Origin of the sequence: Novosphingobium sp. HII-3, from assembly GCF_002916655.1 — a bacterium.
Lineage (GTDB): Bacteria > Pseudomonadota > Alphaproteobacteria > Sphingomonadales > Sphingomonadaceae > Novosphingobium > Novosphingobium panipatense.
The window spans coordinates 19,363-33,220 of the sequence record NZ_PPSM01000030.1 but is presented as its reverse complement, the minus strand read 5'-3'; the positions used below and the strand labels follow the sequence as shown (position 1 = coordinate 33,220).

Here is a 13,858-nt window from a genome sequence, read left to right as displayed (position 1 = left end):
TGGCGACCTGTGTGGCGAAGGGCATCTGCGGCGACGAGAAGCCGTACAAGGCGTTCCCCTGGTTCTGGTCGAACCAGTATGACCTGCGCCTGCAGACCGCCGGCATCAACATGGGCTTCGACCAGACTGTCGTCCGGGGCGACGTGAGCGCGCGCAGCTTCTCGGTGGTCTACCTCAGGGACGGCAAGGTGCTGGCGCTGGACTGCGTGAACATGGTCAAGGACTACGTCCAGGGCCGCAAGCTCGTCGAAGCGGGCGCGCGGCCTGACCTCGAGCGCCTTGCCGACGCGGCCACTCCGCTCAAGGAACTCGTCTGACCCTAGCCTCCCCATCGTCCGCTCACGGTGGGGAGGAGCGCAGACGACGGTCGTCAGTTCAGGCTGCCTGCGCCAGTGGTGCGGCTTCGCGCTGCTTCTGGCGCATCGCTGCATAGCTTGCAACGGCGGCGGATCCCAGCACGGCCAGCGCATCTTCCGCGAAGGCGACGGGCTTGTCCCTGCCGAAAGCCTCAGCCAACTTCATGCGGATACGGTAACTGACGTAGCTGCCCACCAGAGCCCCAGCAGCGCCGACCCCGGCTGCAAACCACGCCTTGCCCGGCCGCGCCGCCGCCGCGCCTGAAAGGGCGCCGCTGAGCAGGCGGCCGGTCAGACCGGGCGGGGAGATGCGCGGGGGGACGCCGGGGCGCTTGTCGATCACGTATTCGCCGACGGCCGCCGCACTCATGAGCGCACCCGCCCAGGGGGAGGAGAGCAGGCGAAGTGGCGTCCCCTCAAGGCCTAGGCCGCTGCTTGCCGCAGCGATCGTCACGGCCGTGGGCGCGGTAAACGTCCGCTGCCCGCTGGTGAGGCCCAGAAGCAGCGGGACGGACACGTCGTCCAGCGTGGTGGAGGTCCGGGCCTCTCGCTCGGAGGGGCGCTCGCGAAGACGCTTGCGAATTGCCTCGGTGACGACGCCGAACACCACGTGAGAGATGTACCCGTAGAGGTGAGTCCGCAGCGTGTAGCGCCAGGGAGGACGGGCCAGACCGGTCAGCGGAACGGCAAGCTGGTCGACCAGAGTGGCGCAGGCGAGGCCGAAGGCCATGCCTTTCCAGCGCGCCACGCCGGGACGGGCTTCTGCAAGGCTGCCATAAAGAGCACCGGTCAGCGTGCCCACCACATAATGGACGGCGGTTCCACCCGGCTTGCGGTCCGCGTCGTCCAGGCGTGCGCCCGAGATCAGAAGCGCAACGCGGTCGGCCGCTTGTTCGGTGGCGGGAGGACCTCCGGCGCTCGACGGGCGAAGAAGCGGCGTGACCATGTACTGAAAGCCGTTCATGACCGCGGAAGCCGCAAATCCTGCCAGTGCACCAGCTGCAGCGCCTCTCTCCAGGTCCACCAGTACGTCCACCGTCTGTCGTTCGTGCTGCGCGTTTGCCGTCATCGGGGAATCCTTTGCTATCCAGCTTTTTTCAAGGAAGCAGATCGCCGCGGGAGGGTTCCCGCCCGGCTGACCGGCGGTTGCCAACCCGCGCCCTTATTCGGCAGAGCGCCTTTTCGCTGCGATCATCGACGCACGGTTGCAGTGCGTGCTCCGCCTGCCGCGAGCGAAGAGGAGCCTCCGAAGTAATGTGTCATTCCGCCGTGGCGGAGTCCGCGAATAGTGGCGAGCAGGACAAGCACCGCGGCGATCACGACTGCGGCGGCCACGATGCCTTCCCTCTGTCCGCCTGCTGCGAATATCGCGCCTAGGGCCCAGAGAAAAACGACTGCGAAAGGCGGGTTGCCCTGCGTACGCAACAAGGCCTGCGCGGCGATGATGCCGCCGGCGATCACGATGGCGCCTGCAATCACAGGTGCTGCGGGGCCGGCGTCCACGCCGTGAAAGCGCAGGGAGGCTGCTATGTTCACGATGGTGGCGGCCGTCAACCACGAGGAGAGGGCGCACAGAGGGAGGGCGATGCACCACCTGTCGCCCACCGTAAAGCCTTCGTCCCAAGCCGCCAGGCGAGCCAGGATGGCGAGCAGGTTGAGGAGAGTGAACACGATGATGATGGCGGACACGAAGCTGAGCCCGTACAGTTGCACGTAGGCCGCCCATGCGGCGTTGCCTAGGAACGCGCCCGCCGCAGGCATCCGGATCTGCCTGAGCAGCCGGTTGTCGCGATTACTGGCAAGAAGCTGGTAAACGGCGAACACCAGCGAACCGGTGTAAAGCGCCCCCCAGATCGAGAAGGCCCAGCCCGCTGGCGTGATAAGCGTGCGCACTGCGTCGGACTGCGACCCGATGGGCTCGCCGAACCCCAGCCCGGGCAGGGCCGGCGTCACGATCTGGAGAAGTGCCGTCAGCAGCACGAGGAAGCGTGAGCCGGAGGGGCTGTGGGCTGTTGCGCCGGTCTTGTTCATGACGGCTGAACGGCGGTGCTGTGGGTTTGTTTCCCCTAAGCAGAGAACGGCGAAGTCCAGTACATCTAACATCCCAAAGGCCCGGTTTGGCGAGGCCGACGCCTATATCGTGGGCGCCTGAGTTGCATTCGTGCAGGTCACATCTCGTGGATCGGTGCCCCCAAAGGGTTCAACTTCTCCGGCTCTGCGTAGTACCTCATGCCTTCGTTCAAACTCGGACGCCACAGACAGTGTCTTGGCATGATCCGCGGAGACGCGTCCGGAACGGACGGGCCGGCTTCCGGAGCGGAACGTCTGATCCATGTTAGTGTCGGTGGCAGTGGCAGTGTGACATCCGGAGTAGTTGCATTGATCAGTTATGGCCAAACGCCCGCTCAAGGTCTTCAGAACTGCAATCGGCTTCCATGACGCCTATGTAGCCGCCACCAGCCGCAAGGCCGCTCTGGAAGCGTGGGGTGCGGACAAGGATCTGTTCTCAAGCGGGGCGGCGGAAGTCGTCACAGACGCTGGAGACGGCAAGGCGGCCCTGGCGCAGCCCGGTGTCGTCATCCGTGTTCCGCGCGGGACGGTCGCCCAACACATTGCAGCAGCGGGGAACAGTTCCTCACCATCCATACAGAAAAAAAGCGCCCTCAGGAAAAACGGCGCGGCATCCGCCACTGCGAGGACGCCGCGTCGCAAGCCGAGCCGAACTCGCCTGGACAGAGCAGAGGCAGCCTTGTCCCGGACGCGCGAAGAATTTGCGAGGCGGCTCGAAGAAGTCGAACGCAAAATCGAGGTGTTGCGCCGCGAGCGTGAGGCTCTTCGAAACCGCATGGAAGAAGAGGTGCAAACGATGGAGCAACGTCGGCGCAACGAAGAACGAGCCTACCAAGATGCCCTTATGGCATGGGAGGTGTAGCGTCGTATGAAATATGGATTTTTCCTGAATACCTTGTCCGCGACGCACATCTTGACGTACGATACCTTCGTTTCGTCGCTAAAGATACAGGCTGGAAACATAGATTAATATAGAAACGCGTGAAGCAGGTTACGCAAATGGTGCCCGGGGGGGCAACCGCGAGGATTTAGATGCGGACGGAACAGGATGCCCAGCGCATTTGTCAATTCAGGCGTCATGAACATCTCGCACACAAGGGTGAGGTGCAGGACAAGGTCTACAAGCTTCAGGAAGGCTGGGCGAGCCGTTACTGCGTTCTGCCTGACGGACGACGCCAGATCACAGCTTTGTTTTTGCCAGGCGACTACTGTGAGCCGCAATGGCTGCTCTCCGGCAAGTCCGACCTGCCGATCGTCGCCCTGACACCCGTCAAGGCGCAAACGGTGCCGCTGGCGGGGATCCACGCCAAGCCGGGGGACGGCGTGATGAAACTGCTTCGGGGCGTTCTGGAGGCCCACGATCGTCAGACATCCTGGATTGTGAGCCTAGGTCGCAAGTCGGCAATCGAGCGCGTCACAGATCTGCTTGCCGAACTGTTCCAGCGCATGCGCTCGCACAAGCAGATCGTCGAGAACTGCTGCACGATGCCGCTTACTCAGCAGGACATCGCCGATGTTGTTGGGCTCACCCCGGTCCACGTGAACAGAGTGCTCGGCGACCTGCGCAGCCGCGGACTCGTGCGCTTCAGTGGCAAGACGCTGCACCTTCCGAAGCCAGAAGCGCTCGGCATTCCCTCCCTGTCGCAAGCCGAAGCGGCTCCCGGGCGTGATCCGGCCGCCGATCGCAGGATACTCGCCGCCTGAGGAGGTTGACGACGGAATGCACCGGCCTCCCGTGGTCACGGCACCTGGTTTTCGGATCGGTCAGGCGACGATACGTACGGGCACACCTTTGGGCGCGTGCACGCAGTTTCGGCCCGAACACACCGTTCGGGCCGAAGATCATTGCGGCTTCGTTCAGGCGTCAGCGCCGACGTAGCGGGTGACCTCCTCCCGGAAGCGATTCGAGAGGAAGGTCTGGCGGTCCTCCGGAACCTCGGCCTGGAGCTCGGGGAACCAATCGCTCTCCTCCTGATACATGTGATGCGTCACCGCGCCGCGGATGTGCTCGAGCTTATCGAGGTAGTCCTGCGACATGGGGTCGATCTTCTCGAGCAGGGCCAACTGGACCTTGGTCATGGCTTGTTCCTCATAGGCCATGCTGGTGTGCGTCTTGTGCCCGGTGTCGGCCATTTCAGGGTAAAGCACCGCTTCCTCTGCGTTGGCATGTCCCGTCAGCAGAATGGCAAGGCGCTTGGTTGCTTTCCGGCGCGCATCGGCGTCGGTCGCTTGATGCACCTGCGCGAAGGCATTCTCAATCGCCTCGTGTTCATCGATCACCTGAGAGAACCATCCGCCGGTGATTGCCTTCTCGCGGGCGGCTCGGCGCGCCTCCATTCGTTTTTCATCGCTCTCGGGCGGCGTTATGGCTGCGATGGCGCGGTCCAGAAAAGACATAGGCGATCTCCTTGCATGGATGTGCCGGGCGCTCCGTTAGAGTGTCATGGAAGAGCGTTCCGTTTACCATGGTCGGAAGTGACAATGACGCCGCAGGTTCCGTCTGCGGATGCGGCGTTCACTTGGGTTAGCCTCTTACCTCGGCTCGTCCGCAGCGCACTCGCAGCGGTTGCGGCCTGCGCGTTTCGCGCGATAAAGCGCCTCGTCGGCACGCTTCATCCACGCCTCGACCGTGAGGATATCCGGCGTCAGCCCGGCGATGCCGAAGCTTGCCGTAACCCGCAGCGTTTCGCCACTTGGCAAGGCGATTTCATGGCCGGCCAGAAGCTTTCGAAACCGCTCGACGGCCCTGAACCCGTCACTCTCCTCCGTATCGGGGAGTAGCAGCGCGAATTCCTCTCCTCCCAACCTGCCGAGCACGTCCATGGTGCGCTTGGTGGCCAGCACGAGACTGGAGACCTCCGTCAGGACCGCGTCTCCGGCGGGGTGGCCATAGGTGTCGTTCACGTGCTTGAAGTGATCGAGATCGCCCAGCACCAGCGAGCAGGGGCGCCCGTGGCGCTTGTAGCGCTCCATCTCGTGGCGAACCTGATCCCAGAAGGCGCGGCGGGTCAGGGCGCCCGTCATCGAATCCTGCTCGGCCATGCGCCGCAGGGCAAATTCATTTTCCACGATCCTGGCGAAATTCGCCAGCATCTCCATTTCTGCGTCCGTGAAGCGGCGGGGCTTTCTGTCCATGGCGCAAAGCGCGCCGACCGCGAAGCCATCGGGCGTGCGGAGGGGCACTCCGGCGTAGCTACGGATCCCCGGCTCCCCAGTGACCAGGCTGTTCGTGGAGAAGCGGGGATCCTCCAACGCATCCGGCACGGAAAACGGCTCGTCCTTTGCGATGGTATGCGTGCAGAAGGAGACACTGCGGTCGGTTTCCGACGCGTTCAGCCCCTCCTGAGCCTTGAACCATTGCCGGTCCTTGTCGACGAGGGAGACGGCTGCCATCGGCACGTCGAGAACCGATCGAACAAGAGCGATGACATGTTCGAACGGCTCTTCAGGCGGGGTATCAAGGATATCGAGCCGGTACAGCGCTGCCAGCCGCTCGTTCTCATGCTCCGCAAGGGGAGGTTCAGTCATCCGCTGAGCCTTGCCGGAGCGAAAGCCTCACGTCCTCTGGAAACTGGACGGTAATCCACTCCGGAAGACGGCGGTTTCCGCGATGCGCAGCCTGATACAAACGAATTATGAGCGAAGGTGCGTGTCATTGGTCCCTATTTATGATGCGGGATCGAGGGATCAATATGGAGCGGAACACTACGGCAACTTCGGCCCGATCGTGAGTGCGGCCGGTCGGGGCGATGCGACCGATGGAATAAGTACGGAACCCTCCTGCGGGACCGATGGTTGCTGAGGCAGGCTGAGACAACGCGGCTCGCGCGCTGCGTCTCTCAAACGTTCAACGCTGGAGACTACCCTATGGTTGACCAGAATCCGCCTTCGACCGCGGCCGCGAAGGGCAAAGAGCAAAAAGCCGACGAAAAGCTCAATCCCGGTCATGACACGGCGGGGACCGGAGGTGCCGGCGCGCGTCCCGTGGCCCGCACACAATCTGAAGACGTGGCTTTCGCTGAGGCGAAGGTGCAGGCTGGCACGCAACGCGAGCCCGACCATGCACCGGAAAGCGATCAACCCGGCGGAACCTGACAGACAGCCACGAACCGAGTGGTTCACAGGCTCTTCGACCGTCCGCAAGCACCAGAACAGGCATACTCTCATGAACAATCCTGATGAACCCAGCACGAAGCGTAAACGCAAGGCCGGGGTCACCATCGTGGCCATTGTGGTCGCGATCGTGGCTGTAATTTTTGTCGGATACAATATCTCGCACGTGAAGGAAAAGGCGGCTGAAGAGCAGTCGGATCGCCGCGACTATACCGGTCTGAACTGATTTCTCGCGGGGGAGGGTGTGGCGATGGAGAGCAGGGCAGCCGATGTCTGAAGCAGGGAAGCCGGAAGCTGGCGAGCGCTACGTCTATCATGATGGAGAGGTGAAACTTTCCGGCGAACTTTACCGCCCGATGGCGCCGAACGGCAGGGCCGCGTTGGTGGTCCATGAGGCGGATGGCATAGGCGGCAACGTGCGAAGGCACTGCAGCATGCTGGCGGACCTTGGATACCTTGCTTTCGCGGCCGACATGCACGGCAACGGGAGGGTGCTGGAAGGGGATGAGATGCAGGCCGCCCTGCAGCGCTTTCGATCCGATCCCGAACTCCTGCGCGGCCGGGTGCGCGCAGCGGTAGACGCTCTTGCGATCCTGCCCGGGGTTCAGGCCAGCAGCATCGTGGCACTGGGTTACTGCTTTGGCGGATTTGCCGTTCTGGAACTGGCAAGGAGCGGCTATCCGGTCCGCGCAGTCGCCAGCTTCCATGGTCTTCTTTCAACGGCCCGACCTGCAGAGCGCGGGACGGTGGAGGCGAAAGTCGCCGTTTTCACAGGTGCCCTCGATCCGCTGGTGCCGCCGCAGGACGTCGCGGCGTTCCAGGTGGAGATGATGGCTGCCGATGCCGACTGGCAGATGAGCGTCTACGGCAAGGCGCTGCACAGCTTTACAAATCGGGGCGTCGGGGATCTTGGAGACTCTCGCATGGCCTACGACCCCGAAGCGGCGCAGGCTTCATGGAACAGCATGCTGGCGGTCTTCGACGCTGCCTTCGAGCCGCCGACCTAGGCCCGGTCAGCGGCGCTGGCGCCGCAGCGGCATGGTCAGGCAGTGAATGCCGCCTCCGCAGGCGGTGAACTGCGAGATCTCGAGCTCTATCACTTCGAACCCCGCCTCCCGCGTGCGTTCGGCGGTGGCTTCCTGCCCTGAACCCATGAGGATCGTGCGTCCGTCGAGGGACAGGATGTTGCAGCCGAGCCGGCGGGAGTCCTTGTAGCTCACCGGGATGACCTTGATCCCGAAAGAACTCACTGTCTTGAGGAAATCGTCGTCCAGTACGTCCACGCAGCCAAGGGCGTGGTGTGGGTCGAGCATGCAGAACATGGTGTCGAGGTGCAGGAAGTGGGGATCAAAGGCATGGACGAGCACGTCCCAGCCGTTCTCGCGGAAAGGCGATGCAAACGCCTCCGCCCCTTCCAGAGTGGTCCGTTCGCCGGACGTGCCGAGGATGAGCAGCCCTTCGCGTGCGATGCAGATGTCGCCGCCCTCGATCGTACCGGTGGTTACGCGCCTGGAGGTGGCGATTCCCCGCAGTGCAAGTGAGTCGACCAGATGATCTACCTCCCGCAGACGGTGAGGCATGGCGGGGTTCAGCCCCACCAGCCCCCATGGCGTCGACACCGCCGCGTCGCGGGTGAAGCACTGGTCGGGGCATTCAGGCTGTGGCGGAAGTGTATGGCAACGCACGCCGTAGGCGGCGAGGGTATCCCGAAGCACACCGTGCTGCCGCCTTGCTTCCGCTGCCGAGACATCGAAACCGTTCCTCAGGCTCTCACGAGTCACGGAGCAGCAAGGCACCGGCTCCAGTTGCGAAGGCTCACAGAGGAGAACATCCGTCAGCCGATCTGTCTCGCCGAACACGGAAGCGTGCAGCGAGGCAGGCTCCATGAGGCTGCTGCTTGTCGAGAAATCGAGCTTCATCACCGGGCTCTTTGTCAGAATGGGAAATTTCTGGTGAACGATCAGGCGTGAGGAGGCTTCTTCACAACCTGGCGGGCCCATTCTATTTCACCGGAATCTGGAGGGGTCTCCGTTTTCGGGCTTCCTGGCTGCAGGGTACGTTCCGCGCCTTCGCCCATGTCTTCATCTGGGGCGCTACCCTGGACGGCCCCGATGTCCGCCTCGACCTGCTCTGTGGTGTCGGCCCGTCCGCTGACGGCTTCATTGTTTTCGTCGACAGATTTCCTGCCGTTGTCCGTGTTTTCGTGCTCGGCCATTTTTCTCTCCTTGCCTCATCAACGGGAGGAGAGGGCCGGGGTTCCACCCGATCGAACCTGCTTTGCGGGGAAAACTGGCATTTGGTCTTCTGAAAGGACGGCGCCTGCGCCAAGCGCCACCCCCGTCGGCGGGAGCGGCGCAATGGCACTTCAGGTCAAGGAAATACGCGGTCAGCCGAGGGCTGAACTGTCCAGTTCGCGGCGAATGGCTTCTTCCTTCGTAGCGTCGTTCACGTCCACCGAGACGGTAATCGCGCCTGTGAGCGCCGCGTCGCTTCTGCCTTCTTCCAGAGGCGCCGGTGCGTCGCCGCCGCTCGGCTTCTCACCAGCGGTGTTTTTGGCCGCCGCTGCCGTCACGAATATGTCGGTACGGTCGATACCGAATGCCTGCACGAGATGCTCCACCGCGCGTTCTGCATCCGCGCGCGTGGCAAACGTCTTTTCGATGGTGGTCGCCATTCTCAACTCCTCGTGATCAGGACGTGTAGCCGGCGGGGGAAGCGGCGGGCTTGAATGTGACCGGTCGAAGTCCTTCCAGATCCTCGGCGGGGATCGGGCTGTGTGGATCTGGCCGATAATGTGGATCGGCGCGCTGTGAGCCGTCGGGATGTTTGTCGCCCTGAAGGTCCATCGGCGCATGTCCGATACCTGCAGCCTGCGTGCTGGATGTATCGGACGAGCTGCGATCCAGCAGCTTTTTGCCGACGACGTAGGCCAACCCCAGGAAAGCCAGTTTGCGTATCATCTTTTTTCCTTCCGGTTCGTTTACCCAGCGCTCGCGTCAGGAGCGCTTCTTCAGGGCGTCGGGCTTGTGCGCCGCCTTGGCCCCAGATTTGTCGCTCTTGACGATGTACTGCGGATCATCCGCTGAAGCTGTGACCTGATGCCCCTTTATGTGCGTGGCCGTTGTCTGCTTCTTCTGGACCGTGCCATGGGTCTTACCCTGGCTGGTGTTCCATTCGACCTTGTCGCCGGCTTTGAATTCCTTGGTCATTGCCGTTTCCAGTCATCGCCGTGTTGCAGGTATGAACGACACAGCGCGTGCATCTGTTCCGCCGGACCTGCTTTCATGACCGCATCGGAGGGCGAGTGTCGAACCGCACATCGCCGGAAGAGGAGAGAAAGCATGTCGCATCGCCCGAAACCTCGGAACGCGTTTCCCGTCGCCGGCACTTCCTTCGGAACAGTCCTTATGCCTAATGGTACGTCCAAGGGTCGGCGGGAGGAGGGGAGCTTATTTCCCGACCACGCCCACGCCGATCGCAAGCGCAAGGCCGGCAGCGACGAACGCAAGGGCCATGAGGAGACCGTCGCCGACCAGCAGCGCAAGTCCGAATGCCGCGATCGCCGCCATGGGCGCCGTGCTGGCGAAGGGCAGGAGTTCAAGCGGCGGAACGGTAAGAGCCAAGCAAATGACGCACAGCGCCGCCACTCGCAACCAGATACCCCTGGTCAGGCTCTCAAGCCGTCCATGGAACCACCGATCGAGAAACCGTGCCATCTTGCGCAGCGAAGGCAACGCCTTCAGGATGCGGTCGCACGAGATCTGCCGCTTCTTGATGAACTGCGGCAACCACATGTGTTCCTTGCCGATCGCGATCTGCGCGGCAAAGACGATAATGATCGCCGCCAAGGCGGTCGGTAAACCAGGTATCCCTCCGATCGGTGACATTTCGAGCAGCGCGGGGAAGAGGAGAAAGGGACCATAACTGCGGCCGCCGAGAACTTCGACGATCTGGCCGATGGTGACCTTCCTGTCTTCCTTCGCAAGCTTCTCGATGTTGTCCAGCAACTTGCCGAGGGCACTGTCTTCCTTTTTCATGGCTGGAAGAACTCGATCAGCGATCCGGTGTTCCGCCTTGCATGCCTTTAAACTCGCGCAGATGTGGAGCCCTGCCCGGAACAAGGGACCATAGATCGAGTTCGTGGCGCATGGGCTCCAACATCAATCCGCGCTCAAGCGCCATCGCCCCTGATCATCGATCGCCGGAAAACACAGCGGAACTCGTGGCCGTGCTCCTGAGCGAATTGGCGACCGGCGACATCATCGTCGTCGCGAAGAACGACCACCGTGCCCGGGAGATCGCCAACGCGCTTCAGGCGGGAGCCGGCAGTTCACTCGTCCTGTTCTGCCCAGGCAGCGATGCTCTTCCGGGAGACAACGCGCCGGCCTCTGCTGCGAACGCCGGTCAACGAACCAGTGCCTTGCGACGGCTTCGACTTGCTCAGGCAGAGCCCAGCCGGGCCGCTCTCGCCCTGGTGACCACGGGCGAAGGCTGTGCCCGCCTGTACCCGCCGCCTCATTGCCTGGATGTCGCCCCGCCCGTATTCTCCTGCGGTGATGTCGTCGATCTTCAATCACTCGCGGGGACGTTGGAGGGCGTGGGCTACATCGCGGACGAACGAGTGGACGAACCTGGAGAATACGCGGTTCACGGGCAGATCGTCGACGTCTACCCTGCCGACGCAGAAAACCCGTGCCGTATGGAGATCGCGGACGGCCGGATCGCTTTGCTGCGGACCTTCGACCCGGTTTCGCAACTGACGGTTGCGGAATGCGATCGCATTGAAGTCGGACGGGCCTCCGAGCCGGTCAGCGAAGACGGGGTTCCTCTTTTCGATCATGTACCGGGCGCTCGCATCGTAATCGAGGCAGGGGCGGACAAACGGCGACGCGTGCTTCTTGAGCTTGCGGCGGAAATGGCGTCCACCTCTCCCGGCAGAGCCACGAGGTCGATGTGCGAAGAGCAGCGCTATCAACGCAGCCTTGGGCAGCACGCTGTGCTGGAAGCCTCCGGGCCGTTGGGTTCTCCGCCGACGAAGTTCACGGAGAAGGCGCACCCTGTCCGCGCGTTCGTACAGGAAGCGAAAGCGGCTCTCGACGAGGGTAACCTCCTGCTTCTGGGCACGCAGCGCGACATCCGATTTCTTCTTCCGCGTGTGGGAAAGGCTCTGAAGTGCGAGATTGTCGAGGTGCAAAGCTGGGCCGAAGCCCTAGAGCCCGGGGGCGGGAAGGCCATGGCTTTGGCCATGCCGGTCGTTCGTGGCTTTCGCTTCGGAACCTTGCTCGCGGTGAGTGCGACGGATCTTCTGGGAAGTCGTGCGCAACGGGAGGAGGCGGGTAGCCACCGTAGCGAGATCAATCCCTTCCTGTCAGGTGAACTGGCGCGGGGCGACGTTGTCGTACACGCCGACCATGGCATTTGCGTGGTCGAGGGCCTCGAGCCCTCCCCGGAAGGCGGAGACGCGCTGTTGCTACGCTTCGCGGCGGGGGGACGGCGGCTTGTACCTGTCCTTCAGGCGGATCGCATCTGGCGTTATGGCGGCGAGGAGAGCGCCGTGACGCTCGACCGGCTCGACGGTTCGAGCTGGCAGGAGCGGCGCGAGGAGGTCGAGACCGCAGTAGCACAGACCGCTCGCGATCTGAGCCGCCTCGCCGCGGAGCGTGCCACGAGAACGGCGGCCGTCATGCGGCCGGACATGACCCGGTACGAGCGCTTTGCGGACCGCTTCCCCTTCGCCGAAACGGCCGATCAGTTGCGCGCGATCATGGCCGTGCAGGCAGACCTTCAGTCAGGTCATCCAATGGATCGTTTGATCGTGGGTGATGTGGGATACGGCAAGACCGAGGTCGCCCTTCGCGCTGCGGCCATGGCTGTTTTCTCCGGCAAGCAGGTTGCTTTGGCAGCCCCTACGACGGTTCTGGTCCGGCAGCACCTGGAAACCTTCCGGCGGCGTTTCAAGGGGCTGGGAGTGAATGTCGCGGGCCTTTCACGTCTTTCCACCACCGCCGAGCGCACGGCCGTGAAGGCGGGTCTGGCCGACGGGTCGATCGATATCGTGATCGGGACAAGCGCCATCGGCGGCAAAGGTGTCGCCTATGCCGACCTCGGCCTTGTGATCATCGACGAAGAGCAGCGCTTCGGAGTGGCCGAGAAGAAGAAGCTGGCGGCGCTGGGCACCGATCACGTTCTGACCCTCAGCGCAACGCCGATCCCGCGCACCTTGCAGGCAGCTCTGGTAGGGCTTCAGCAGTTGACGGTCATCGCCACGCCGCCGGACCGCCGCCAGCCGATCCGCACGACGGTCGAGCCGTTCGACGAAGCTCGCGTGCGCGCAGCCTTGCTTCGCGAGCGCAGCCGGGGCGGGCAAAGCTTTGTCGTCGTCCCGCGTATCGAGGACATCGACCCGCTCGCTGATCGGCTGCGTCGCCTGGTTCCCGAATTGCATACGGTCCTGGCGCATGGGAAAATTCCTGCGGCCGAACTGGACGAGACGATGGTCCGCTTCGCCGATGGGGAGGGCGACGTGCTGTTGGCGACCAACATCATCGAAGCCGGCCTGGATGTTCCTCGCGCCAATACGATGCTGGTCTGGCGCGCTGACATGTTCGGGCTCTCCCAGCTTCACCAACTGCGCGGGCGGGTCGGTCGTGGGAGCCGCAGAGGGCACATCCTGTTGCTGACCGACCCTGAAGCGCAAGTGGCGCCACGTACGCTCTCGCGCCTCAAGACCCTGTCCGCCATGGACAGACTGGGAGCAGGCTTCGCCATAAGCGCACGCGATCTCGACATGCGCGGAGCCGGCGACCTCCTGGGCGAGGAGCAGGCGGGACATGCAAAGCTGATCGGTGTCGATCTCTATCGGCACCTGCTTGAAAAGGCCATCGCCCGTGCTCGAGGAGAGCAGGCGGACGACTGGAATCCTGAACTCAACCTGGGCGTGGAGGGGCGACTGCCGCCGGAGTGGGTGGCGGAAGATGATCTTCGGCTCACCCTCTACGCGCGGCTTTCCCGTCTCCCTGATCTCGCAAGCCTTGAAGCGTTCGAACGTGAGCTTGTGGACCGCTTCGGCACGATGCCCGAAGATGCCGGCAGGCTGCTCACGATCGCTCGCCTGAAGGTGCTTGCGCGGGCCGCGTCGATCCTGCGCCTCGATGCCGGGCCGGCAGCGATCGCTCTGACGCCGCGCAAGGGCCAGGCAAAGGCGCTCAAGCGTCTGGGACTGGAGAAATCCAGCGAGCGTTATCTCTGCAAGGGGGACTTTGCAGATGCAGACACTCGCTTGTCGAAGGCCGAGGAGCTTCTCTCAGATATAGCCTGAT

The 13,858-nt window shown here is 63.2% G+C and carries 17 protein-coding genes; 7 read left to right on the top strand and 10 right to left on the bottom strand.

All coding sequences use genetic code 11. The annotated features are described in order from the left end of the window. The coding region (locus tag C2R25_RS12370; protein ID WP_304465944.1) for an oxidoreductase C-terminal domain-containing protein at window positions 1–317 on the top strand (317 nt) is incomplete at its 5' end. 58 nt (window positions 318–375) lie between these two features. Here the strand turns inward: C2R25_RS12370 and C2R25_RS12365 are convergent. Beyond that, window positions 376–1,425 carry a DUF1440 domain-containing protein gene (locus C2R25_RS12365; RefSeq protein ID WP_103729501.1) on the bottom strand — a complete coding sequence of 350 codons (1,050 nt, stop codon included), beginning with the start codon at window positions 1,423–1,425 and terminating at the stop codon, window positions 376–378. 122 nt (window positions 1,426–1,547) lie between these two features. After that, window positions 1,548–2,387: a hypothetical protein gene (locus C2R25_RS12360; protein ID WP_103729500.1), complete on the bottom strand. Its 840-nt coding sequence runs from the start codon at window positions 2,385–2,387 to the stop codon at window positions 1,548–1,550. A 358-nt stretch (window positions 2,388–2,745) separates the two neighbouring features. Here C2R25_RS12360 and C2R25_RS12355 point away from each other — a divergent pair, with 358 nt between their 5' ends. Both C2R25_RS12355 and C2R25_RS12350 read left to right on the top strand, forming a co-directional pair. Continuing rightward, window positions 2,746–3,288 (top strand): hypothetical protein, encoded by a 543-nt coding sequence (locus C2R25_RS12355; RefSeq protein ID WP_103729499.1) that lies wholly within the window; start codon window positions 2,746–2,748, stop codon window positions 3,286–3,288. A 170-nt stretch (window positions 3,289–3,458) separates the two neighbouring features. Further along, the gene (locus tag C2R25_RS12350) at window positions 3,459–4,130 is read left to right on the top strand and encodes a Crp/Fnr family transcriptional regulator (RefSeq protein WP_103729498.1); all 672 of its coding nucleotides are present in this window, start codon (window positions 3,459–3,461) and stop codon (window positions 4,128–4,130) included. Between the two features lie 153 nt (window positions 4,131–4,283). Here the strand turns inward: C2R25_RS12350 and C2R25_RS12345 are convergent, their stop codons facing one another. Continuing rightward, window positions 4,284–4,823, bottom strand: a complete 540-nt coding sequence (locus tag C2R25_RS12345) for a hemerythrin domain-containing protein (protein WP_103729497.1) — start codon at window positions 4,821–4,823, stop codon at window positions 4,284–4,286. Window positions 4,824–4,958: 135 nt separating this feature from the next. Next, window positions 4,959–5,954, bottom strand: coding sequence for a sensor domain-containing diguanylate cyclase (locus C2R25_RS12340; protein ID WP_103729496.1), 996 nt, complete (start codon window positions 5,952–5,954; stop codon window positions 4,959–4,961). A 339-nt stretch (window positions 5,955–6,293) separates the two neighbouring features. On the opposite strand from C2R25_RS12340, the gene C2R25_RS12335 reads away from it, so the two are divergent. The 3 genes from C2R25_RS12335 (at window position 6,294) to C2R25_RS12330 (ending at window position 7,546) form a co-directional block, all read left to right on the top strand. Next, entirely contained in the window at window positions 6,294–6,521 is a 228-nt protein-coding gene (locus C2R25_RS12335; protein ID WP_103729495.1) for a hypothetical protein, read from the top strand. A gap of 70 nt (window positions 6,522–6,591) precedes the next feature. Continuing rightward, window positions 6,592–6,765 carry a hypothetical protein gene (locus tag C2R25_RS20450; RefSeq protein WP_158250662.1) on the top strand — a complete coding sequence of 58 codons (174 nt, stop codon included), beginning with the start codon at window positions 6,592–6,594 and terminating at the stop codon, window positions 6,763–6,765. Window positions 6,766–6,808: 43 nt separating this feature from the next. After that, window positions 6,809–7,546 carry a dienelactone hydrolase family protein gene (locus tag C2R25_RS12330; protein WP_103729494.1) on the top strand — a complete coding sequence of 246 codons (738 nt, stop codon included), beginning with the start codon at window positions 6,809–6,811 and terminating at the stop codon, window positions 7,544–7,546. A 6-nt stretch (window positions 7,547–7,552) separates the two neighbouring features. On the opposite strand, the gene C2R25_RS12325 is transcribed toward C2R25_RS12330, so the two are convergent. The 6 genes from C2R25_RS12325 to C2R25_RS12300 all read right to left on the bottom strand — a co-directional run bounded on the left by C2R25_RS12325 (window position 7,553) and on the right by C2R25_RS12300 (window position 10,576). Further along, window positions 7,553–8,458: a dimethylarginine dimethylaminohydrolase family protein gene (locus C2R25_RS12325; RefSeq protein WP_103729493.1), complete on the bottom strand. Its 906-nt coding sequence runs from the start codon at window positions 8,456–8,458 to the stop codon at window positions 7,553–7,555. Between the two features lie 41 nt (window positions 8,459–8,499). Next, complete coding sequence (locus C2R25_RS12320; protein WP_103729492.1) at window positions 8,500–8,754, bottom strand: hypothetical protein; 255 nt, start codon at window positions 8,752–8,754, stop codon at window positions 8,500–8,502. 171 nt (window positions 8,755–8,925) lie between these two features. Then, complete coding sequence (locus C2R25_RS12315) at window positions 8,926–9,213, bottom strand: hypothetical protein (RefSeq protein WP_103729491.1); 288 nt, start codon at window positions 9,211–9,213, stop codon at window positions 8,926–8,928. Between the two features lie 16 nt (window positions 9,214–9,229). After that, window positions 9,230–9,499: a hypothetical protein gene (locus C2R25_RS12310; protein WP_103729490.1), complete on the bottom strand. Its 270-nt coding sequence runs from the start codon at window positions 9,497–9,499 to the stop codon at window positions 9,230–9,232. A gap of 36 nt (window positions 9,500–9,535) precedes the next feature. Beyond that, the gene (locus tag C2R25_RS12305; RefSeq protein WP_103729489.1) at window positions 9,536–9,748 is read right to left on the bottom strand and encodes a DUF2945 domain-containing protein; all 213 of its coding nucleotides are present in this window, start codon (window positions 9,746–9,748) and stop codon (window positions 9,536–9,538) included. Between the two features lie 240 nt (window positions 9,749–9,988). After that, window positions 9,989–10,576, bottom strand: coding sequence for an exopolysaccharide biosynthesis protein (locus tag C2R25_RS12300; protein ID WP_103729488.1), 588 nt, complete (start codon window positions 10,574–10,576; stop codon window positions 9,989–9,991). 110 nt (window positions 10,577–10,686) lie between these two features. Between C2R25_RS12300 and C2R25_RS12295 the strand changes: the two genes are divergently transcribed. Then, complete coding sequence (locus C2R25_RS12295) at window positions 10,687–13,857, top strand: helicase-related protein (protein ID WP_103729487.1); 3,171 nt, start codon at window positions 10,687–10,689, stop codon at window positions 13,855–13,857. Window position 13,858 lies beyond the last annotated feature (1 nt).

Bases quoted from the DNA above. Each gene is read 5' to 3' on its own strand.
- C2R25_RS12365 (WP_103729501.1), bottom strand. From the start codon at position 1,425: ATGACGGCAAACGCGCAGCACGAACGACAGACGGTGGACGTACTGGTG.
- C2R25_RS12360 (WP_103729500.1), bottom strand. From the start codon at position 2,387: ATGAACAAGACCGGCGCAACAGCCCACAGCCCCTCCGGCTCACGCTTC.
- C2R25_RS12355 (WP_103729499.1), top strand. From the start codon at position 2,746: ATGGCCAAACGCCCGCTCAAGGTCTTCAGAACTGCAATCGGCTTCCAT.
- C2R25_RS12350 (WP_103729498.1), top strand. From the start codon at position 3,459: ATGCGGACGGAACAGGATGCCCAGCGCATTTGTCAATTCAGGCGTCAT.
- C2R25_RS12345 (WP_103729497.1), bottom strand. From the start codon at position 4,823: ATGTCTTTTCTGGACCGCGCCATCGCAGCCATAACGCCGCCCGAGAGC.
- C2R25_RS12340 (WP_103729496.1), bottom strand. From the start codon at position 5,954: ATGACTGAACCTCCCCTTGCGGAGCATGAGAACGAGCGGCTGGCAGCG.
- C2R25_RS12335 (WP_103729495.1), top strand. From the start codon at position 6,294: ATGGTTGACCAGAATCCGCCTTCGACCGCGGCCGCGAAGGGCAAAGAG.
- C2R25_RS20450 (WP_158250662.1), top strand. From the start codon at position 6,592: ATGAACAATCCTGATGAACCCAGCACGAAGCGTAAACGCAAGGCCGGG.
- C2R25_RS12330 (WP_103729494.1), top strand. From the start codon at position 6,809: ATGTCTGAAGCAGGGAAGCCGGAAGCTGGCGAGCGCTACGTCTATCAT.
- C2R25_RS12325 (WP_103729493.1), bottom strand. From the start codon at position 8,458: ATGAAGCTCGATTTCTCGACAAGCAGCAGCCTCATGGAGCCTGCCTCG.
- C2R25_RS12320 (WP_103729492.1), bottom strand. From the start codon at position 8,754: ATGGCCGAGCACGAAAACACGGACAACGGCAGGAAATCTGTCGACGAA.
- C2R25_RS12315 (WP_103729491.1), bottom strand. From the start codon at position 9,213: ATGGCGACCACCATCGAAAAGACGTTTGCCACGCGCGCGGATGCAGAA.
- C2R25_RS12310 (WP_103729490.1), bottom strand. From the start codon at position 9,499: ATGATACGCAAACTGGCTTTCCTGGGGTTGGCCTACGTCGTCGGCAAA.
- C2R25_RS12305 (WP_103729489.1), bottom strand. From the start codon at position 9,748: ATGACCAAGGAATTCAAAGCCGGCGACAAGGTCGAATGGAACACCAGC.
- C2R25_RS12300 (WP_103729488.1), bottom strand. From the start codon at position 10,576: ATGAAAAAGGAAGACAGTGCCCTCGGCAAGTTGCTGGACAACATCGAG.
- C2R25_RS12295 (WP_103729487.1), top strand. From the start codon at position 10,687: ATGGGCTCCAACATCAATCCGCGCTCAAGCGCCATCGCCCCTGATCAT.